This window comes from Mesorhizobium sp. Ca11, from assembly GCF_020165275.1.
Lineage (GTDB): Bacteria > Pseudomonadota > Alphaproteobacteria > Rhizobiales > Rhizobiaceae > Mesorhizobium.
The window spans coordinates 206,836-226,326 of the sequence record NZ_JAIUHU010000003.1 but is presented as its reverse complement, the minus strand read 5'-3'; the positions used below and the strand labels follow the sequence as shown (position 1 = coordinate 226,326).

The 19,491-nt window shown below is 65.0% G+C and carries 19 protein-coding genes; 11 read left to right on the top strand and 8 right to left on the bottom strand.

The window, feature by feature from the left end; genetic code table 11:
* Positions 1–74: 74 nt before the first annotated feature.
* The 7 genes from LB538_RS07470 (at position 75) to LB538_RS07440 (ending at position 7,227) form a co-directional block, all read left to right on the top strand.
* Positions 75–1,010 carry a glycosyltransferase family 2 protein gene (locus tag LB538_RS07470; RefSeq protein WP_224524407.1) on the top strand — a complete coding sequence of 312 codons (936 nt, stop codon included), beginning with the start codon at positions 75–77 and terminating at the stop codon, positions 1,008–1,010.
* Positions 1,010–1,882 carry a glycosyltransferase family 2 protein gene (locus tag LB538_RS07465; protein ID WP_224524409.1) on the top strand — a complete coding sequence of 291 codons (873 nt, stop codon included), beginning with the start codon at positions 1,010–1,012 and terminating at the stop codon, positions 1,880–1,882. The genes LB538_RS07470 and LB538_RS07465 overlap by 1 nt, the downstream gene beginning before the upstream one ends.
* The gene (locus tag LB538_RS07460) at positions 1,879–2,622 is read left to right on the top strand and encodes a hypothetical protein (protein ID WP_095766413.1); all 744 of its coding nucleotides are present in this window, start codon (positions 1,879–1,881) and stop codon (positions 2,620–2,622) included. Before LB538_RS07465 ends, LB538_RS07460 begins: the two co-directional genes overlap by 4 nt.
* Before the next feature lie 63 nt (positions 2,623–2,685).
* Complete coding sequence (locus tag LB538_RS07455; protein ID WP_224524410.1) at positions 2,686–3,777, top strand: DNA topoisomerase IB; 1,092 nt, start codon at positions 2,686–2,688, stop codon at positions 3,775–3,777.
* Positions 3,778–3,887: 110 nt separating this feature from the next.
* On the top strand, positions 3,888–4,262 hold the full coding sequence (locus tag LB538_RS07450; RefSeq protein ID WP_095766415.1) for a YciI family protein: 375 nt from the start codon (positions 3,888–3,890) through the stop codon (positions 4,260–4,262).
* Positions 4,259–5,533, top strand: a complete 1,275-nt coding sequence (locus LB538_RS07445) for an RNA polymerase sigma factor (protein ID WP_224524412.1) — start codon at positions 4,259–4,261, stop codon at positions 5,531–5,533. Before LB538_RS07450 ends, LB538_RS07445 begins: the two co-directional genes overlap by 4 nt.
* Before the next feature lie 179 nt (positions 5,534–5,712).
* Positions 5,713–7,227 carry an aldehyde dehydrogenase family protein gene (locus tag LB538_RS07440; protein WP_224524414.1) on the top strand — a complete coding sequence of 505 codons (1,515 nt, stop codon included), beginning with the start codon at positions 5,713–5,715 and terminating at the stop codon, positions 7,225–7,227.
* 84 nt (positions 7,228–7,311) lie between these two features.
* Here the strand turns inward: LB538_RS07440 and LB538_RS07435 are convergent, their stop codons facing one another.
* From LB538_RS07435 to LB538_RS07410, 6 genes are all read right to left on the bottom strand, one after another.
* Positions 7,312–8,388, bottom strand: a complete 1,077-nt coding sequence (locus LB538_RS07435) for an ABC transporter ATP-binding protein (protein ID WP_224524417.1) — start codon at positions 8,386–8,388, stop codon at positions 7,312–7,314.
* A complete protein-coding gene (locus LB538_RS07430) occupies positions 8,375–9,313 on the bottom strand; it encodes a PfkB family carbohydrate kinase (RefSeq protein ID WP_224524420.1) in 939 nt (312 codons plus the stop codon). Before LB538_RS07430 ends, LB538_RS07435 begins: the two co-directional genes overlap by 14 nt.
* Positions 9,313–10,329: an SIS domain-containing protein gene (locus LB538_RS07425; RefSeq protein ID WP_224524423.1), complete on the bottom strand. Its 1,017-nt coding sequence runs from the start codon at positions 10,327–10,329 to the stop codon at positions 9,313–9,315. The genes LB538_RS07430 and LB538_RS07425 overlap by 1 nt, the downstream gene beginning before the upstream one ends.
* 2 nt (positions 10,330–10,331) lie before the next feature.
* Entirely contained in the window at positions 10,332–11,177 is an 846-nt protein-coding gene (locus LB538_RS07420; RefSeq protein ID WP_224524425.1) for a carbohydrate ABC transporter permease, read from the bottom strand.
* The gene (locus tag LB538_RS07415) at positions 11,177–12,061 is read right to left on the bottom strand and encodes a carbohydrate ABC transporter permease (RefSeq protein WP_224524428.1); all 885 of its coding nucleotides are present in this window, start codon (positions 12,059–12,061) and stop codon (positions 11,177–11,179) included. Before LB538_RS07415 ends, LB538_RS07420 begins: the two co-directional genes overlap by 1 nt.
* Positions 12,062–12,248: 187 nt before the next feature.
* A complete protein-coding gene (locus LB538_RS07410; protein ID WP_224524431.1) occupies positions 12,249–13,487 on the bottom strand; it encodes an extracellular solute-binding protein in 1,239 nt (412 codons plus the stop codon).
* A 223-nt stretch (positions 13,488–13,710) separates the two neighbouring features.
* On the opposite strand from LB538_RS07410, the gene LB538_RS07405 reads away from it, so the two are divergent.
* Entirely contained in the window at positions 13,711–14,913 is a 1,203-nt protein-coding gene (locus LB538_RS07405; RefSeq protein WP_224524434.1) for an ROK family protein, read from the top strand.
* Positions 14,914–15,043: 130 nt separating this feature from the next.
* Here the strand turns inward: LB538_RS07405 and LB538_RS07400 are convergent, their stop codons facing one another.
* Positions 15,044–15,910 (bottom strand): hypothetical protein, encoded by an 867-nt coding sequence (locus LB538_RS07400; protein WP_224524437.1) that lies wholly within the window; start codon positions 15,908–15,910, stop codon positions 15,044–15,046.
* Between the two features lie 464 nt (positions 15,911–16,374).
* Between LB538_RS07400 and LB538_RS07395 the strand changes: the two genes are divergently transcribed.
* The 3 genes from LB538_RS07395 (at position 16,375) to LB538_RS07385 (ending at position 18,904) form a co-directional block, all read left to right on the top strand.
* Positions 16,375–17,208 (top strand): GNAT family N-acetyltransferase, encoded by an 834-nt coding sequence (locus tag LB538_RS07395; protein WP_224524440.1) that lies wholly within the window; start codon positions 16,375–16,377, stop codon positions 17,206–17,208.
* Between the two features lie 95 nt (positions 17,209–17,303).
* A complete protein-coding gene (locus LB538_RS07390) occupies positions 17,304–18,074 on the top strand; it encodes an SDR family NAD(P)-dependent oxidoreductase (RefSeq protein ID WP_224524441.1) in 771 nt (256 codons plus the stop codon).
* Positions 18,075–18,148: 74 nt separating this feature from the next.
* A complete protein-coding gene (locus LB538_RS07385; RefSeq protein WP_224524444.1) occupies positions 18,149–18,904 on the top strand; it encodes an SDR family NAD(P)-dependent oxidoreductase in 756 nt (251 codons plus the stop codon).
* Between the two features lie 39 nt (positions 18,905–18,943).
* On the opposite strand, the gene LB538_RS07380 is transcribed toward LB538_RS07385, so the two are convergent.
* The gene (locus LB538_RS07380; protein WP_224524446.1) at positions 18,944–19,387 is read right to left on the bottom strand and encodes a divalent metal cation transporter; all 444 of its coding nucleotides are present in this window, start codon (positions 19,385–19,387) and stop codon (positions 18,944–18,946) included.
* Positions 19,388–19,491: the final 104 nt, after the last annotated feature.

The window sequence follows — 19,491 nt, the reverse complement described above, 5'->3', positions numbered from 1 at the left end:
GCCTGCCGTCGGTATCCTGGGCACGGGATTGATGGGGGCGCGCGCCTGCGTGGGTATGGCGCGCGGAGACAGATTTGGAAGCGGTAAGCGTCATCATACCAGCACATGATGCGGCTCGGACGATTGCCCGGACGCTCGCTTCACTGGTTTCGGAAAAAGAAGTTATCGGCGAGGTGCTGCTGGTTGACGATTCGTCGTCCGACGCCACCGCGGCCGTCGCCTCGGATTTGTCGTTACGGTGCGGGTTGCCGCTGCGCGTCGTCAAATCGAGCTGCCGTGACGCCGGCGGCTCTAGGAATCTGGCTCTGGAGCAGGCCCGCTTTCCATGGATCTATCTGATCGATGCCGACGATATTCATCTGGAAGGCGGCCTGCGCGCACTGCTGGCCAAGGCCGTAGGGGATCGAGGAGCAGACATGGTGGTCGGCGCCTACCGCCGACAGGTCAGCGGCGAGGAGCGGTCGACCAAGCTGCCGGGCGGCTACATGGCAAGCGGACCGGCCAATGCCTGCGCCTATCTCGAAGGGCGGATACGGTCGATCGCAGTCGGCAGCGCGCTGGTGTCGCGGCGGGTTGTCGGCGACACGAGGTTCCCCACCGGGCTCGCCTATGACGAGGACACGCTGTTTTGGGCGCGCCTGATGGCCAAAGCCTCGCTTGCGGTCCTGACACGACCGATCTTCATCTATTTCGTCTCGGCGGAGCGTTCCGACGACCGTTTCACGATCAGGCCCGCCGCTTGCTTTCTCGAATGGCGTCTGGCGCTGCGCCGGCTCCGGTCCTGCGGCATCGCGGAGCGGTCGCTCAAGACCAGGGAAGGCCTCGTCGCCTTGAAGATCGCGCGCGTTCATTATGCGCGCGGTGATTTCGATATGGCGGGAAGATTCCTCGGCGTGGCCGAAGCTGCGCCACGGACGGGCGCGGCTGTCTGGCGGTGCATGCGCTATCGGCTGAAGATCGCGTTGCGGCGCCGGTTCTCGGCGCCGGCCGCCCAATTGCAACGCGCCTGATGGCCGCAAGGCCGGATCTCGCGGTCGTGGTGATTGGTTTGCAGGCACCCGCCTCACTGGCGGCTGCGGTAAGGTCGGTGCTCGACCAGAATGTTCCGCTCGAGATCGTGGTGGTGAATTCCGGCGGCGGCAACGCCATGTCGCTGCTTGCCGATTGCGGCATCGGCGTAACTGTCATCGATGTCGAGGAGCGGTTGTTTGCCGGGGCCGCGCGAAATCGCGGCATCGCTGCAACGCAGGCTCCGTTCATCGCCTTTCTCGCGGATGATTGCCTGGCCTGTCCGCAATGGGCCGAAATCCGGCTGCAGCGTCACCGGGAGGGCGCCGCGGCTGTGGCGAGCGCCGTCCTCAACAGCCATCCGCGCAATCTAGTCGCCTGCGCGGCGCATCTCGTCACCTATATGCGACGCCTGCCCGGTCTCCCGGCCGGGAAGGCGCAGTGCTACGGGGTTTCGTTCGACCGGAAGCTGTTCGAGCGATATGGAGCGTTCGACGAGGGGCTGAAGTCCGGAGAAGACACCGAATTCATGGCCAGACTGCCGGAGGCTCTGCGGCCGGTCTGGGAACCGAGGGTCCTGACCGTTCACCGCAACGAGATGAGCTTGTCCGGCTTGCTTGCCGACCAGTATCGCCGCGGGCGCCGCTATGGCGCCTATCTCCGGTCCCTCGACACCGGAAAACCGATGCGTCCGTTCCGAAAGGTGTTCCGCGACCGGCGCAATGTAGGCAAGCTGATCAAGGAGGGGTTGTCAGGCAAGGACAGGACCTTCGCAAGGCTGTCGCTGCCGATCGTGTGGCTGGCATTGTTCGCCAAATCGCTGGGGGCGTCCGCCGGCGCCCGGCATGGCGACACGACGGAGGACCGGCGATGATCACCATCGAGATGAAGCCGCCGCGCCGGCGGCGCGGCCGATGGTTTTGGTCACAGCGCAAAATCGTCGCCGTTTTCAGCTACCGCTACGATCAGCATCTCGTGCCCGACCTTATCGCCAATCTCGAGCCTGTCGTCGACGGCTGGATCGCCTATGACGACCGCGCCTCGGAGGGGCTTTTCAGCAGCGAGCCGCAGAGGCGGCGTGCGCTTATCGCCGCGGCCCATGAGGCCGGCGCCGATTGGGTTCTGGCCATGGATCCTGATGAAAGGCTGGAACAAGCCGTTGCCGGCCGGATCGGCCGCCTGACCAGCGGGTCCAGGCGCATCGCCTGGGGGTTCCGCTGTCGGGAGCTGTATACGCCGGCCAGCTACAGGATCGACGGTCGCTGGGGCCAGAAGATGCAGCACAGGCTTTTTGCCGCCTATCCCCCTGACCGTTATCGATCGAAAGAACTGCACGGCGCCTGGTTTCCCGACGATATCGGCTTCAGGCTCGAGGATAGCGGTCTCAATCTTTATCATTTGAAGATGATCGAGCCAAAGCGGCGCGCAGCGCGTCGCGACCTCTACAATTGCCTCGACCCGGATCGCCGGCTGCAGCAGATCGGCTACGACTATCTGGCGGACGAGTCGGGAATGGTTCTCGAGGCCGTGCCGGCCGGGCGAGAGTACGTTCCCGCTCATGCCGACGACGGCGGGCTCTGGATGGCGGATCTCTCCGCCATGCGGCGGGACTGAAAGCTGTTTCGGAACCAGCCGCCGGTTACGCGGCTTATCTACGGGAACTTCCGTGGAGCCATCATGCTGCAACAATCGCGATCCTGCGTCGACCGGCCGGCAGGCGAGGACCGAAGCCGGAAAGACGGTGCGCAGGATTCGGCCGAGCGCGCGTCGCTCAGCTATGTCAGCGACACCGATCCCGGCGTCCGACGATTGAGAAAAGGCAAGGGATTTTCCTATGTCGGTCCGAACGGGCGCAAGGTCAGCGGGGAGACACTTGCCCGCATCAAGGCGATCGTCATTCCGCCGGCCTGGACGGATGTATGGATATCACCCGATCCGGACGGCCACATCCAGGCGACAGGCCGGGATCAGCGGGGCCGCAAGCAGTACCGCTATCATCCGCAATGGACCGAGGAACGCGACGGCGTCAAATATTCCAGCCTCGTCGCCTTCGCGCAAAGCCTGCCTGCCCTCAGGCGGCAGATCGATGCCGATCTGCGCCGCCACGGGCTGCCGATGGAGCGCGTCGTCGCCTCGGTGGTCTGGTTGCTCGACAACACCATGATCCGGATAGGCAACGCGGCCTATGCGCGCGACAACAAGAGTTTCGGACTGACCACGCTGCGTGACCGCCATGTCGAGATCACGGGCTCCAGCCTACGCTTCGCCTTCAAGGGCAAGTCAGGCAAGGAATGGAAGCTGAAGCTGGCCGATCGCCGCATCGCCAAGGTCGTGCGCGGCGCCCAGGACCTGCCCGGACAGAAGCTGTTCCAATATCTCGACGAGGACGGCGACCGGCGGCCGGTGCGCTCGGAGGACGTCAACCGCTATATTCGCGAGGCCTCCGGCGCCGAATTCAGCTCAAGACATTTCCGCACCTGGGGCGGCACCATCCACGCCGCTTCGCTGTTTGCGCAGACCGAACTGCCGGAAAGCCAAGCGCTGCGGAAACGGGTGACAAACAGCGTCGTCGACAAGGTCGCCGAGCGGTTGGGCAACACCCGTGCCGTCTGTCGCAAATGCTACATCCACCCGCTGGTGTTCGAAGCGTGGAGCAACGGGCGCCTGCTCGACGAAATGGCCGAAGCCAATAAGCACAAGCGCGTCATACCCGGCCTCGACGAGGAAGAAACGCTGGTGCTCAGATGGCTGCAGGCGCGCGGCGCCTGACAGGCGGTTGCGGAGATCGTCAAGTCAGTGATCCCTCGATAAATTTTTTTATCGACCTGGTGTCGGGAAGGGTCCTAGTGTCGCGTCCTTTGATACGGAAAGGACCTGCCATGCTTTACGCCATCCTCTGCTACGCCTCCGAAGACGTCGTTTGCTCCTGGAGCAAGGAACAGGACGACGAGGTCATGGCAAAGCTCCTCAACGTGCAGGACAAATACGCCAAGGCGGGCCGGCTGGGGCCGGTGGCGCGCCTGTTGCCGACGACGGCGGCCACGACGCTGCGAAAGGTCAAAGGGGAATCGATCGTGCTCGACGGTCCGTTCGCCGAGACCAAGGAACAATTCCTCGGCTTCTACACGCTCGAATGCAACGATCTCGACGAAGCCGTCGAATTCGCGCGCGAGCTTTCCGAAGTCAATCCGAGCGGCGGTTCCTACGAGATCCGGCCGGTTTCGGTCTTCAATCCGACAAAGGTCGCGGTATGACGGAACTCGCCTGGATAAACGCCGCGATCAGCAATGCCCGCCCGCAGGCGATGGGCGCGCTGCTGCGCTACTTCCGCGACCTCGACGCCGCGGAAGAGGCTTTCCAGGACGCGTGCCTGAGGGCGCTCAACAACTGGCCGAAGAACGGGCCGCCACGCGATCCCGCGGCTTGGCTGATCTTCGTTGGACGCAACAGCGGCATCGACGCCGTGCGCAAGCGCGCCAAGCAGGCGCCGATGCCGGAAGAGGACCAGATTTCCGATCTCGAGGATGCCGAAGGCGATATGGCCGAGCGGCTGGACGGTGCGCATTATCGCGACGATATCCTGCGGCTTCTGTTCATCTGCTGCCATCCGGATTTGCCGGCGACGCAGCAGATCGCGGTGGCGCTGCGCATCGTGTCCGGCCTCACCGTCAAGCAGATCGCGCGCGCCTTTCTCGTCGGCGAGAGCGCCATGGAACAGCGCATCACCCGCGCCAAGGCGCGCATTGCCGATGCCGGCGTGCCGTTCGAGACGCCGGGCGCGGTTGAGCGCTCGGAGCGGCTCGCCGCAGTCTCCGCAATGGTCTATCTGATCTTCAACGAGGGCTATTCGAGCAATGGCGGCGAGGCGCCGGCTCGCGCGCCGCTGTGCGAGGAGGCGATCCGGCTCGCCCGGCTGCTGCTCAGGCTGTTCCAGCAGGAACCTGAAATCATGGGGCTGACGGCGCTGCTGCTTCTCCAGCATGCGCGGGCACCGGCGCGTTTCGACGAAGACGGCGAGATCGTGCTGCTCGAGGACCAGGACCGCTCGCTCTGGAGCCGCAAGATGATCGACGAGGGCTTGGCACTGGTCGACAAGGCGCTGCGCCACCGCAAGCCCGGCCCTTATCAGGTGCAGGCGGCGATCGCGGCGCTGCATGCGCGGGCGGCGACGGCCGAGGATACCGACTGGACCGAGATCGACCTGCTCTACGGTCTGCTGGAGCAGATGCAGCCATCGCCGGTGGTAACGCTCAACCGCGCCGTCGCGGTCAGCAAGGTGCGCGGCCCGGAAGCCGCACTTGCCATGATCGAGCCGCTGGAAGAGCGGCTGTCGGGCTATTTCCACTTCTTCGGGCTGAGGGGCGGGCTGCTGATGCAGCTTGGGCGCAATGACGAGGCGCGTGTCGCCTTCGACCGCGCCATCGCGCTGGCCAACACCGCGGCCGAGGCGGCGCATATCCGCATGCATATCGACCGGCTGATCAAGGAAAGCACTGAGAAGTCTTCCTTCCAAAAAGCGCGCTGATCCGGCTTCGCCGTCTGGCCCAATTTCGCAATCCGGCCTTGGACCATGCCGGGGTAGCGGTTTTCCCCCGAGACGCGTAATGCCACGCCATGAAAGCGCCCGGCTGTGTCCAACGGCACGGACGTGGCGCATAGCTTCCACGCCCGCCCTATGAGCGGCGGGATATGAAAGGGACAAAAATGACGTTAGCGAAGGAAACCGCTTCACTTCTTGAGAAACTGGGCGTCGCCGGGGATGCGCTTTCGGGGGGCGACCTGATCGTGCGCAGCCCGGTGACGGGCGAACAGATCGCGGCGCTGAAGTCGATCTCGGCCGCCGACGCCGGCAAGGCCATCGATGCCGCGCATAAGGCCTTCCAGGCCTGGCGGCTGGTGCCGGGGCCAAAGCGCGGCGAGCTGGTGCGCCTGCTCGGCGAGGAGCTGCGCGCGCGTAAGGACGAGCTTGGCCGGCTGGTGTCGATCGAGGTCGGCAAGATCCCGTCCGAGGGGCTGGGCGAAGTCCAGGAGATGATCGACATCTGCGATTTCGCCGTCGGCCTTTCCCGGCAACTCTATGGCCTCACCATCGCCACCGAGCGCCCCGGACACCGCATGATGGAGACCTGGCATCCGCTCGGCGTCGTCGGGGTGATCTCGGCCTTCAATTTCCCGGTTGCCGTTTGGTCTTGGAACTCGGCGCTGGCCTTCGTCTGCGGCGACGCGGTGGTGTGGAAACCGTCGGAAAAGACGCCGCTGACGGCGCTTGCCTGCGAGGCGATCTTCAAGCGCGCCGCCAAGCGTTTCGGCACTGATGCGCCGGCAGGACTGCTCCAGGTGCTGATCGGCGACCGCGCCGCCGGCGAGGTGCTGGTGGATCATCCGAAGGTGCCGCTGGTCTCGGCCACCGGCTCGACCCGCATGGGCCGCGAGGTCGGCCCCAGGCTCGCCAGGCGTTTTGCGCGCGCCGTGCTCGAGCTCGGCGGCAACAATGCCGGCATCGTCACGCCCACCGCCGATCTCGACATGGCGCTGCGGGCGATTGCCTTCGGCGCCATGGGCACGGCCGGCCAGCGTTGCACCACGCTGCGCCGCCTGTTCGTGCATGACAGCGTCTATGACGCGCTGCTGCCGCGGCTGAAGAAGGCCTATCAGTCCGTCTCGGTCGGCAATCCGCTGGAGGGCAAGGCGCTGGTCGGTCCGCTGATCGACAAGGCGGCCTTCGACAACATGCAGAAGGCATTGAAGGAGGCTGAAGCGCATGGCGGCAAAGTGACTGGCGGCACGCGCGTCGAGAACGGCCATCCGGACGCCTATTACGTGCATCCGGCACTGGTCGAAATGCCTGCCCAGGTCTCGCCGGTGACGGAAGAGACCTTCGCGCCGATCCTCTATGTGATGAAATACTCCGATTTCGACGAGGCGCTGGAGCAGCACAATGCCGTGGGCGCCGGCCTGTCATCGTCGATCTTCACGCGCGACCTGCAGGAATCGGAGCGCTTCCTTGGCGTCGACGGTTCGGATTGCGGCATCGCCAACGTCAATATCGGCACCTCGGGCGCGGAGATCGGCGGCGCGTTCGGCGGCGAGAAGGAGACCGGCGGCGGCCGCGAGAGCGGCTCGGACGCCTGGAAGGCGTATATGCGCCGCGCCACCAACACGGTGAACTATTCGAAAGCGCTGCCGTTGGCGCAGGGCGTGTCGTTCGACATCGATTGAGGACGAAGCGACGGGTCAGCCTCATCCGCGAGCTGACCCGCTCGACCATCGATCAGGCCATGCAGGCGGAAGGCGGGAGATTGCTCACAAAGCCTTACCGGTAGCCGGATCGAAGAGGCGGAGCGCGTCCGCATCGAAGACGAACGCGCATGGCTGACCCTTGGCGACGCGGGCGCGCGGCGGCAAGGTCGCCGTCAAGTTCTGCGCGCCGATCCGGGCTGTGGTGACCTGTTCGGGACCGGTCAGTTCGACGACATCGATCTCGACCGGGAGCGACAGATCGGCGCCGCTGCCCGGCCCCAGCCGGAGCGCTTCCGGCCTCACCCCGACAATGACCTGAGCACCGTCGCGGCCTGCGTTGGCGTAGTGCGCCGGCAGCGCCAGCCGCGCATCCGTACCGACGATCGCGAGCTTGCCGTCCTCGACCATCGCATCCAGCATGTTCATCGAAGGCGCGCCGACGAAGCCCGCGACATAGAGCGTCGCGGGCTGGTTGTAGATTTCTTCCGGCGTGCCGAGTTGTTCGATCCGGCCGTCGCGCATAACGGCGATGCGAGTCGCCAGCGTCATCGCCTCGATCTGGTCGTGGGTGACGTAGACGACCGTGGTCTTGAGCATCTCGTGCAGGCGCTTGAGCTCGGTGCGCATTTCCAGGCGCAGCTTGGCGTCGAGGTTGGAGAGCGGCTCGTCGAACAGGAAGACCTGCGGCTTGCGCACCAGCGCCCGGCCGATAGCGACGCGCTGGCGCTGTCCGCCGGAGAGCTGGCCGGGCTTGCGGTCGAGCAGGTTCTCGATCTGCAGGAGCTTCGCCGTCTCGCGCACCGCTTTGTCGCGCTCGGCGGCGGGAACCTTGCGCATCTCCAGGCCAAAGCCGATGTTGCGGCTCACCGTCAGGTTCGGATAGAGCGCGTAGGACTGAAAGACCATGGCGATGTCGCGGTTCTTCGGATGCACGCCAAGCACCGAACGGCCGCCGATCAGCACGTCGCCGCTGGTTGCTTCGGCGAGACCGGCGATGATGTTGAGCAAGGTGGACTTGCCGCAGCCCGACGAGCCGAGCAGCACCAGGAACTCGCCGTTCTCAAGCGCGATGTCGATGCCTTTCAGCGTTTCGACGCTGCCGTAATTCTTGCGGATATCGCGGATTTCAAGCGCGCTCATGGATGGCTTCCTCGAAGAAAATCGGCCCGCCATAATCGCGGGGCAGGGTGGAAATGGCCCGCGATGCCACCTGAACAGCCGCTGCAAGGCAACGTGCCAGAGCGTGCTCCCGAGCAAGCGCCGCCAGAAAGGCGCCGTTGAAGACATCGCCGGCGCCGATAGTGTCGACGACGTTGACGCGTGGCGCGGTCGCATCGATGATCTGGCCGTCCGGGCCGATAGCGATCGCGCCCTCGGGTCCGCGCTTGACGACCACGGTCGCGGCTTTTTTCATGCCGTCGCGGATCTTGCGTGCCGCGTCCGTGGGATTCTTCAACCCCGCCAGTGTGGTCGTCTCGACCTCGTTGAAGAGCGCAAGCTCGCAACGCGACAGCCAGGCGCGCGCCGCGGCACAATTTTGCGCCGTCCAGCCATCCATCGGCCAGCCGGTGTCGAGCGCGACGGCGATGCGGTGTGCCTCCGCCCAATCGAAAAAAGCATCGTACTGGCGCGTGAGGTCGTCGGTGAGGAAAGAGCCGCAGAGCAGCGCATAGCCGCCCGAAAGCCGATTGCCGTCCAGCACGGAGAGCACGTCGCACAGGCTGAAGCGCGGCAGGTGACCGCGGGTGGTGAAGAAGGTGCGTTCGCCGTCCGGATGGGTCATGCCGACCGACAGCGTCGTGCCCTCCGTGTGGACCGGCCATCTCGCGGCGCGGCCCCCGAATGCCTCGCGCAGCCAGCGCCCGAACTGGTCGTCGCCAAGATTGGCGGCAATCTCGAAATCGATGCCCAGCGCCTGCCAGGCAAGCGCCGTGTTACCGGCCTGGCCGCCGACACGCAGGTCGTCGTGGTCGACGACGGTCTCCGTGCCCGCCTTCGGCCATGGCGCGACCGGCCCGACGATCAGGTCGACGTTGACGTTGCCGATCACCGCGAGCGGCCGCATCACTCGCTCCTGGTGATCTTGGTGGTGCGCACCGGCGTTCCGGCATTCTCGACGCGGGAATCGGCGAAGGCTATCATCAGGCGCTGCGCCACCGGCAGCATGGCAAAGATCGCCGCCAGCCCGGACGCGGGCTTGAACCTCAATGTGACGGCGCCTGCGACCGGCGGTTTGCCCGAAGCGTCGAAGACGATCAGCGGCGCCCCGGTCTCGACCACTGAAGCGGCCATGGCGGTGACGAGGTCGGCGGTCGGGTCGTTGCCGCGGAAGAGCACGACGCCAATGCTTGGACCCAGCATCTCCATCGGCCCGTGGCGCAACTGACCGCCTTCGAGCGAGAAACAAGGCAGGCGCGACAATTCGGTGAAGCCGAGCGCAAGGGCTTCAGCCACGCCTTGAAGCTTGCGGCCGGACGTGACGATGGTCGTGACCATTCTCAGCGCCGCGAGCGCGGCATCGATCTCGACCGTCTGGGGCGCCTTGAGCCCGGCGAGCGCGCCGGCGGGATCGTCGCCTAGCGCAGTCAGGATGGCGAGATGCAGGGCGAAGGTCACGGTCAGGCTGCGGGTCGCGGCAAAGGCGAGCTCGCTACCGCCGGCGCCGACGAGGCAAGGCACCGTACGGCCAAGAAACGAGCCGGCCTCGAGCGTCAGACCGAAGGTCTCCGTGCGATCGCCGGTCTCGGCAAACCAGCGCAAGACCTCGGCGCTTTCGCCGGATTGAGAGGTGACGATCACCGTCTTGCCGGTCAGCGGCAGCGGCTGGCCGAGCTGCTCCGACAGCGGCAGCGCGATGGCGTCGATGCCGTGCGCGCGATAGAGCGGCTCGACTGCGCGGGCGACGGCATGCGAGGCGCCCATGCCGAGCAGGAGGAGCCTGCCGTTCTTGCTGATCGAGGCAGCGATCTCGGCGGCTACTTCTCGATTGCTCTCGAACGAGGCAAGCGCATCCTCATGCTGGCGCGCCATCTCGCGGTCGATCGCGACAAGCCCTGCCGGGCGTTTCTTTTGCGCAGTCATGATTATCCTTTCACTCCGCCGCTGGTCAGGCCCGAGATCAGCGCGCGTTGCATGACGAGGCCGATCAGCACCGGCGGCAAGGCCGCGAGCACGCCGGCGGTGGCGATCAGTCCGTAGTCGGAGACGCGGCCGCCGGCCAGATCGGCGATGGCGACCGTCAGCGTCTTTGCCCGCTGGTCCGAGGTGAAGAGCAGTGCGTAGAAGAACTCGTCCCAGGCAAGCAGCACGGCAAACAGCGCCGATGTCGCCACCACGGGCGCCGCCAGCGGCAAGGTGATGATGCGCCAGGTCTGGAACAATCCCGCCCCGTCGATCATGGCCGCCGCCTCGATCTCGCGCGGGATGGAATCGAAACCCGATTTCATCAGCCAGGTGGTGAAGGGCGCGAGGATCGTCAGATAGATCAGCGCCAGGCCGAAGACGTTGTTGAGCAGGCCGAGATGGGACAGGCCCATGTAAAGCGGTACGGAGAGGGCCACCGGCGGCAGCATGTAGGTGGCGATCACCATCGAAAGCGACCAGCCGACCGAAGGCGTTCGCGAAACGGCCCAGCCGGCCGGCACGGCAAGGACAACAGCGGCGAGCGTCGCCATGCCGGCGACCTCCAGGCTGTTGCGCAGCGATGCGGTGAAGGCGGCGCCGGCACTGTTCTCGACCCTCGATAGAAGCTGCGTGTAACGAGAGAAGTCGGCCGCCTGCGGCCACCAGCGCAGCGGCTTGGCGGCGAGGTCGGCGGCCGGCGATATGCTCATGACGAAGAGCCAGGCGAGCGGCGCCAGGATCACGACGGCGAGCAGAATGGCGCAAGCGTAGATGAAAGCGGTGAAGACCGGGCTCTTGCGTTCCATCAGGCCGCGCTCCCCGCGGTCTGCTTGACCAGCGTCGCATAAGCGACGGCGAGCACGGTGACGAGCAGGGTGACGATCAGCGCCAGCGAGGCGCCGGAGCCGGCGCGCTGGAAGGAGAAGGCTTCCTGGTAGACCAGGATCGACAGCGAGCGCGTGCTGTTGGCCGGGCCGCCGCGCGTCATGACCCAGATGATGTCGAAGACCTTGAAGGCCTCGATGGTGCGCAGCACCAGCGCCACCATCAGCGGGCCTGCCAAATAGGGCAGGGTGACGAAGCGGAAGCGGTTGAGCGGGCCGGCGCCGTCGACAAGCGCCGCGGCGGTGATGTCGCGCGGCACGGCCTGCAGGGCGGCGAGCGCAATCAGCGCGACCAGCGGGAAATTCTTCCAGCAGTCGGCGACGATCAGCGCCGCCAGGGCCGTTCCCGGCTCGCCTAGCCAGGAGCGGTAATCGTCTATGAGATGGAGCTGCGTCAACGCCGCGTTCAGCGCGCCATATTCGGGATTGTAGATCAGCCGCCAGAGCGTCGCGTTGACGACGGTGGGCAGCGCCCAAGGCAGGATCATCAGCCCGCGCAGCACGGCGCGGCCGCGGAATTCCTGATTGAGCAGAAGGGCCGCAAGCACGCCGATCACCATCTCGGCGGCGACCGAGATAACCGCGAACCAGGTGGTGGTCGAGAGCGTGCGGGTGAAGTTCGAACTGGTCAGCATCTTGGTATAGTTGTCGAAGCCGACGTAGTTGCCCGCCGTGCCGACCAGCTGGGCGTCGGTGAAGGAAAGCCTGACGGTATCGACCAACGGCCAGCCGATGACGGCCACCATGATCATCAGAAGCGGCAGCATCAACAGCCACGCGCGCATCGTCATCCAGGTGCCCGACATCAGAGCGCCTCTCTCCTGTCATCCGGTCAGAGCGGTTCACCCGTTTCACGGAAACGGCGAACCGCTCTATCTCTTTGTTTTGACGCAATTCCGGACGGAAAACCGCTTCACACTTTTCCTGGAATTGCTCTAGAAACAGCACGGGCGGCGCTCGTGGATGAGGCCGCCCGCGTGGAGGAACGCCAGATCAGAGGCCGCTGTTTTCGGCAGCGGTCTTGAGCGCGTCTTCCGGCGTCGCCTGGCCGAGCAGCGATTCCTGGATCGCCTGCTGCAGCGCCGTCGACAGCTGCTGGTATTTCGGCGTGGTCGGGCGCGGATACATCGCGGCAAGACCGAGCTTGGCGGCGGCGATCAGTTCTTCCTGGCCCTTGGTGACGGCCGGATCGTCATAGGACGAGGCCCAGATCGGCAGCGACAGCTTGGCATACTGGTTCTGGGTCGCCTGCGAGGTCATGAACTCGATATATTTCCAGGCTTCGTCCGGGTGCTTCGACACCGCCGTGACGCCAAGGCCCATCGAGCCGTTGACGGCCGAGACCTCGCTGGTGCCGGCAACGCCCGGCGCCGGCACGACGCCGACCTTGCCCGCGACCTTGGAGTCCTTCGGATCGTTGGCCATGTTGTACATGTAGGTCCAGTTCAGCGCGAAAGCGGCGTCGCCGTTCTCGAACACCTTGCGCACATCCTCTTCCAGGAATTCCTTGGAGTTCGGATTGGTCAGGCCCGACTTGTAGCTGTCGACCATGTATTTCAGCGCCGAGAGACCGCCGCCGTTCTGGAAGTCGGGCTTGCCGTCCTTGAGGAAGTCGCCGCCATAGGCGCTGACCAGCGTGGTGTAGTCGCAGATGGCGGCTTCGGCCTGCGACCAGCTCCAGGCGATCGGCGTCTTCAGCAAGCCCTTGTCCTGGATGGCCTTGGCCTGCTGGCCGAGTTCTTCCCAGGTCTTCGGCGGCGCCTTGATACCTGCCTTTTCCAGGATTTCCTTGTTGTAGAACAGGTATTTGGTGTCGAGAATCCACGGCATGCCATAGTACTTGCCGTCATACTGGACGGTGGTCCAGGCCCCGGGCAGAACGCCCTTCTTCATGTCATCGGTGATCTTCGACGAGACATCGACCAGCACCTTGTTGGTCGCATATTCGGCCGGCCAGATGACGTCGAACAGCACCACGTCATAGCCGCCGCCGGATCCTTGGGCGAGCACGGTCTTGTCGTGCAGGCCTTCATAAGGAACGAATTCGAGATTGACCTTGATGTCCGGATTAGCCTTGGTGAAGGCCTCCGTCATCGAGCGCACGTCGGCCTCGCTATAGGCGGCCTGCGCCATGAAGAGCGCGTTCAAGGTGGTTTCAGCAAAGGCGTGGGGGACGAGCAGCCCGCCAACGAACACCGCGCCCAGAAGTGTCTTACCGATCGATTTCAGCATTTGTCTTTCTCCCATTTTCGACGGCTGCGAGTGGGCGGCCAAGGCTGTGCCGCTTTCTCGAATTCGCATCGCGTCTGACCGGATCCATCCCCAACGGCGTGCGGCGGAGCTCGAAAGCTTTTGCCGTCTTTTTTTAGAACCGCGCGGGTCTCACCTATTAAGTCAATTCGCTTGACTTAATTAGTCGATCAATCCTTTAATGGAGTCAAGAGGGGAAACGACGGTGCACGATATCAGCCCGATCCGCGCCAAAAGCGGCACCAACCAGGAGGGAACGAGCGCCCATAACCGCCGCGTCATGATCGAGGCGCTGCGGCTCAACGGCGCGCTTTCGCGCGCCGACTTGGCACGGGCGACGCAGCTTACCAAGCAGGCGGTCTCCAATATCGTCGAGGATCTCGAGCGCGATGGCCTGGTCGTGGCGCTGGATGCGGTGCGCAAGGGCAGGGGGCAACCTTTCACGCCCTACCGGCTGGTTCCCGAAGGGGCCTTCGCCATCGGGCTGCAGATCGACCGGCATCTGACGCGCGTGGTGGTGGTCGACCTCGTCGGCAAGGTGATCGCGCGCGCCGAGGCGGGACTGCCGTTCGACGAGCCTTCGGCGGGCGTCAGGATCATCCTCGGCCTGGTCGACCGCGTCAGGCGCGAGCTGGCTTCCTTGTTTGTCCAGTCCGAGCGGCGGCTGGTCGGACTGGGCGTCGCCATGCCGGGACCGTTCGGGCTGAAGAACCCCGACAACAAATGGATGATGCCCGCCTGGCAGCAATATCCGCTGGTGGAGGCGCTTTCGGCCGGCACCGGGCTCGATGTCGTCCTGCAGAACGATGCGGCCGCCTGCGCGACGGCGGAGCGGATCGTCGGCGCGGCGCATGGCGTCGACCACGCCGTCTGCCTTTATGTCGGTTACGGCATAGCCGCCGGGCTGATCCTCAATGGCGAACTCTACAGCGGCGGCAACGGCAATGCGGGCGAGGTCGGCATGGCGCTGCTTTCGCCGGCCGGCCCCGGTTCCACGCCGCTCGAACACCGTGCATCGCTGGCCTCGCTCTATCAGCATCTCGGCCTCGACCCTACCGAGAGGGGGCTTTACGAGACGCTTGGCGCACTGGCGCTTGCGCAAGATCCGCGGGTCATGGGCTGGGTCGAAAGAGCCGCGTCCGACCTGCGCTGGAGCGTGCATCTGATCGAAACGATCTTCGATCCGCAAACCGTCATCCTCACCTCCAGCGCGCCGGAGGCGCTCGCCCGGCTCCTGCTTCGGGCCATGCATCCGCTGCTGCCGTCGATCGCGGATCGCCCGGTCCGGCGCCTGCCACGGCTGCAACTCGGCACCACCGATCCCTGGGCGATCGCGGTCGGCGCCGCGGCAGAGCCGATCAGCCGGGCCTTCGATCCGCGCTTTTCCGCGATCCTGAAGGCCGGATAGAAGCGGTCGGCCCGTCGCCTGCGTCATGCTTGCGGCGAAAGCCGCGTCGATGATGGCGAGCTTGACCGCCTGCGCGGCGCCCGCCAGCGCGGGTACCGGTCTTGGGCGGCGCCGGGCGGAGTCTTGACGGTCAGCGATTCTTCAGAGCTGAGATACAGGCTTCGAAGGCCTCGTCGACGACGGCGAGCTTGGCTGCCTGGACGGCCATGTATTCGTCGAAGAAAGCCCTTGAAACCCACATCACGGAATGGCCGCGCTGGCCGATCCAGCCGATGCTGCCGAGCGCCTCGGCATCATACAGTTTGCGCGCCAGATGGGTGCGTGAGAGCTTCAGCCAGTGGGCGAATTCCCTGACCGAGATGACGCCGGTCGGTATCCTGTCGAGATGGACATCCTCAGGATCGATACCGGACATCAGCCAGTCCATGACGATGCCGCCGTTGTTTAGCCAGATGAACAATGAAAAGGTCTGCCCAGGCTCCCGCACTGCGCCGCTGGCCAGCAATCCATCGGCGATCAGAGGCTGCAGGATGGGCAGCATCTCGGGTCGCTCGAGGAAGTTTTCCAGCCGGTTCGCGCCATCTATGCGGTCGAGCGTTCGCAGATGCGCGTAAATCCAGCCGGTGAAGGTCTCTATGGTGCCCGCCGTGACCCGCAACGGATGGGCGCGGCCATCACCGCTGGCCGAAATATATTCGGCGATGTTGTAGTGCAGCATCTCCTTGACGAAAGCCTCGGCGGTGTTGCGGCTGGCCACGGAATTGCGGCGCACGACCTCGATGAAACGCGCCATCGTCATGTCGGTGCGGCGGTCGTTGGGATCGCGCCGGAAATGCAGAGCCAAGCCGACATGAGCGAGCAGCCAGCGCTGCTGGGTGGCAAACACGGCAGCCAGCCGCGGGCTCGTTTGATAAATATGGATGAGCGCCTTGGACTGCTCCTGGACACCGTGAAGCGCTGCCGGATGACGGGCGATTTCTGCGGCGCTCAGCGGCATTTCCTACGGCACTCCATGCGATTCCAAGCAACGACAAATGAAGATTCCCAGTCTTCGCCGGTCGTGTCCAGTTGCCCATTGGAACAACGAACGATCAGGCGGTGAATTCGCTGCTAACTCTTTGTATCGGTTCGGGAAAGCCGTCGGGCCCGCAGCTCCTGCGTTGAATTGACGAGTCCCGCCAGGCGAGCATAGGTTCCGCGCCATCGGGGCTGCGGGGAGTGCTTCCCGGGGCCGGGCTTCGTCCCTGGTGCCGATTCGCAGACAATCCTGCAGGATCCGCGCTTCGAGGATGCCGCGTTCTGTCGGGCCAGCGCGACGGTCTCCAATACATGCGCCTTGGCGTCGGCCGCGCCGGTCGGCGCCGGTCGATAACGTATGGTTGACGAGGAATCCGCGCAGCACTTTGCAGCCTGAGGAGGGCGGCCTATCCTGGTCGGTGATGGCCGACCCTGAGTGAAACGATGCCGAGAACAATCAGGATGCTGACCGCCAGCGAGGTGGAAACGCTTGTTGGCTGGGCAGCGGAGGAGGGCTGGAATCCGGGCACCGGCGATGCCGCGGCGTTTCGGGCGGTCGATCCGCAAGGGTTCATCGGCGCCTTTGTCGGCGGCGAGATGGTGGCCGGCATTTCGGCCGTCGCATACGGCTCGGGCTTTGGCTTTATCGGCCTCTACATCTGCCGGCCCGACCGGCGTGGCGAAGGTCACGGCAAGGCGGTCTGGGACGCCGGCATGGCGCGTCTGGGCAACCGTATCATCGGTCTCGACGGGGTGGCCGAGCAGCGGGCCAACTACCAGCGCATGGGCTTCGTGCCTGCCTATGAGACCGTCCGCCACAGCGGCGGTCCATCCGGCTTGCCCGAGGGCGGCAAGACAAGACCCGTGACGGCCGGCGACACGGCTGAGATTTTCGCCTACGATCGCAAGTGCTTTCCAGCACTGCGCGAAATCTTCCTTGGCGAGTGGCTGCGGCCGCCGCGGATTGCGCTGCTCTCAGCCGGATCGAACGGCATTACCGGCTACGGCGTGGCGCGCCGCTGCAGGCAGGGTTTCAAGGTCGGGCCGCTGTTCGCAGATCGGACGGACCTGGCCCTGGCAATGCTGGCGGACCTGTCGGATGCAATTGCCGGCGAGGAATTGCACATCGACGTGCCGGCCGGCCAGGTTCAATTCACCGCCATGCTGCAGGCCGCCGGCATGGTTCCGGGCTTCACGACGACACGCATGTACAAGGGCGGCAAGCCCGGCAACGACCAGTCGACGGTTTTCGGCGTCACGACGCTCGAGCTGGGATGATCGCGTGCTGAGATCATTGTTTTGCCTGGCTGGTCCATGCGACATGGCTTCATGACGTGGTTGCCTTTGCCGAGCTGCGTTTTGGAGACTATCGAATGGCTGGAAGGACTGTTCTGATCGCCGGCGGCGCCGGCGGAATGGGTCTGGCGACCGGACTGCGTTTCGCCGCCGACGGCGAGCGGATCGTGCTCGCGGATCTTCCCGGCCCCAAGCTCGACGGCGCCGTGGCCAAGATTGTTGCGGCCGGGGCGGACGCGATGGGCTTGCCGCTCGATATCCGCTCCGTCGCTGCCTGCCGCGACGTGGTGGGCAAGGCCAGGGAGTGGGGCGGTGCGATCGACATTCTCGTCAACGCCGCCGGGGTCTGGCTCGAGGGACCGGCACGCGAGGTCGAGGAAGATCAGTGGGACCTGGTGCTGAACGTCAATCTCAAGGGAGCCTTCTTCCTGATCTCGGCAGCCATACCGCATCTGTCGACGGCGCAGGGCGTGATCGTCAACATTGCGTCCGACGCCGGCATCGTCGGCAACAACGGGGCTTCCGTCTATTGCGCCTCGAAGGGCGGACTGGTGCTCTTGACCAAGGCTCTCGCGCTGGAACTCGCCCCGCAAGGCATCAGGGTCAACGCCGTCTGTCCTGGCGACACGGCAACGCCGATGATCGAATATCAGGCCAAGACCTATGGTGCGGACGACCCCGACGGCTACAAGCGCCGGCTCCTGGGGCACTATCCGCAAGGGGACAAAGCAAGGTTCATCCAGGTGGAGGAGATTGCTTCCTTCATCCACTATCTGTGCCAGCCGGGCGCGGCGCCGATCACCGGAGCCGCGCTTTCGATCGATTTCGGCGTCAGCGCCGGCTATTGAGCCGGTTCGGGTCGTCGCGGCCGTGATTGGCCGCGCCGGCATGTCGGCGCCTGCATCCTGGAGGGCAAATGGTCGTGTTCCGCAAATCCCGCAAGGCACTGGTGACCGGCGCGGGCGCCACCGACGGCATCGGCGTGGCGATCGCGCGTGCGTTGGCCGAGGCCGGTGTTTCGGTCACCATCACCGCTTCGTCCGCACGCGTCGAGCAACGAGCCGCGGAACTGCGGGGCGAGGGACTCGATGTCCGCGCTTTCGCGGCCGACCTGACGCTCTCGGGCGACGTCGATCGTTTACGCTCCGAGGCTGGCGAGATCGACGTCCTCGTCAACAATGCCGGGATGGGCACCATCGCCCAGCCGGCGCTGCAGCGGCGATTTCTTGACCTCAGCGAAAGCGACTGGGACCGCGGCATCGATGTCAGCCTGAAGACCGCCTTTTTGAGCACGCGCGGCTTTCTGGCCGGCATGGTGCAGCGCGGCCATGGACGCGTCGTGAACATGGCATCGGTGACGGGGCCTTACGTATCCAATGAAGGCGAGGCCGCCTACTCCGCGGCCAAGGCCGGCATGATCGGGCTGACGCATGCGCTTGCCCTGGAGGTCGGCCGCAGCGGCGTCACGGTCAATGCCGTGGCGCCGGGATGGATCGCGACGGGCGCCTCGACGCCTGAGGAGCTTGTCGCTGCCCGCAACACACCGCTTGGCCGTGCCGGCAGCCCCGAGGAAGTCGCGGCGGCCGTGCTGTTCCTGGCGTCCGACGGAGCCAGTTATGTCAACGGCGCCGTTCTCGTCGTGGACGGCGGCAACATCCTGCAGGAACGCAAGGCATGACCGCGAGCGCGAAAGTCAAAATACAGGACGCCTCGATACTCAGCTCATAACAGGATGAAATGGGGACCCAGAAACACGAGGAACTGGCCGGTAACCAGAGGGACCCGCAAAATAGGGCCGCTCTCCACGCTGTCGTGAACGGGTTGTCCGCGCAACCGATCGGCTTGAGGCCAGCAATATGACCACTATCATGAGCGGCACCGCGACGACGCCGTTTATGACGGCGCTCCAGAACAGCGCCTTCATCGGGCTGATGGGCAGATATTGGATGGCCAGCGCCGCCAGGATGCTTACCGCAATGACGCCATAGAAGCCACGCGCATCGCCCGCCTTGCGCTCAAGCCCCTCCTGCCAGCCCATGGCCTCCGCCAGTGCGTAAGCCGCCGAGCCCGCCAGGACGGGCACGCCGATCAATCCTACTCCCAGTATGCCGGCGGCAAAAAGCACGAACGCGAAATCGCCCGCCAGCGGCTCTGAAACCAAGACGGCGCTGTCTTGCCACACAACCGGGCTTTGGAATTCGGGTCGCACACGACCGGCATCTGCGATGGATCAAAGCTCGCCCGTTGTTGACACCGACCAGTGAT

Coding starts and splice junctions, on each gene's coding strand:
- LB538_RS07465 (WP_224524409.1), top strand. CDS start 1,010: ATGGCCGCAAGGCCGGATCTCGCGGTCGTGGTGATTGGTTTGCAGGCA.
- LB538_RS07460 (WP_095766413.1), top strand. CDS start 1,879: ATGATCACCATCGAGATGAAGCCGCCGCGCCGGCGGCGCGGCCGATGG.
- LB538_RS07455 (WP_224524410.1), top strand. CDS start 2,686: ATGCTGCAACAATCGCGATCCTGCGTCGACCGGCCGGCAGGCGAGGAC.
- LB538_RS07450 (WP_095766415.1), top strand. CDS start 3,888: ATGCTTTACGCCATCCTCTGCTACGCCTCCGAAGACGTCGTTTGCTCC.
- LB538_RS07445 (WP_224524412.1), top strand. CDS start 4,259: ATGACGGAACTCGCCTGGATAAACGCCGCGATCAGCAATGCCCGCCCG.
- LB538_RS07440 (WP_224524414.1), top strand. CDS start 5,713: ATGACGTTAGCGAAGGAAACCGCTTCACTTCTTGAGAAACTGGGCGTC.
- LB538_RS07435 (WP_224524417.1), bottom strand. CDS start 8,388: ATGAGCGCGCTTGAAATCCGCGATATCCGCAAGAATTACGGCAGCGTC.
- LB538_RS07430 (WP_224524420.1), bottom strand. CDS start 9,313: ATGCGGCCGCTCGCGGTGATCGGCAACGTCAACGTCGACCTGATCGTC.
- LB538_RS07425 (WP_224524423.1), bottom strand. CDS start 10,329: ATGACTGCGCAAAAGAAACGCCCGGCAGGGCTTGTCGCGATCGACCGC.
- LB538_RS07420 (WP_224524425.1), bottom strand. CDS start 11,177: ATGGAACGCAAGAGCCCGGTCTTCACCGCTTTCATCTACGCTTGCGCC.
- LB538_RS07415 (WP_224524428.1), bottom strand. CDS start 12,061: ATGTCGGGCACCTGGATGACGATGCGCGCGTGGCTGTTGATGCTGCCG.
- LB538_RS07410 (WP_224524431.1), bottom strand. CDS start 13,487: ATGCTGAAATCGATCGGTAAGACACTTCTGGGCGCGGTGTTCGTTGGC.
- LB538_RS07400 (WP_224524437.1), bottom strand. CDS start 15,910: ATGCCGCTGAGCGCCGCAGAAATCGCCCGTCATCCGGCAGCGCTTCAC.
- LB538_RS07395 (WP_224524440.1), top strand. CDS start 16,375: ATGCCGAGAACAATCAGGATGCTGACCGCCAGCGAGGTGGAAACGCTT.
- LB538_RS07390 (WP_224524441.1), top strand. CDS start 17,304: ATGGCTGGAAGGACTGTTCTGATCGCCGGCGGCGCCGGCGGAATGGGT.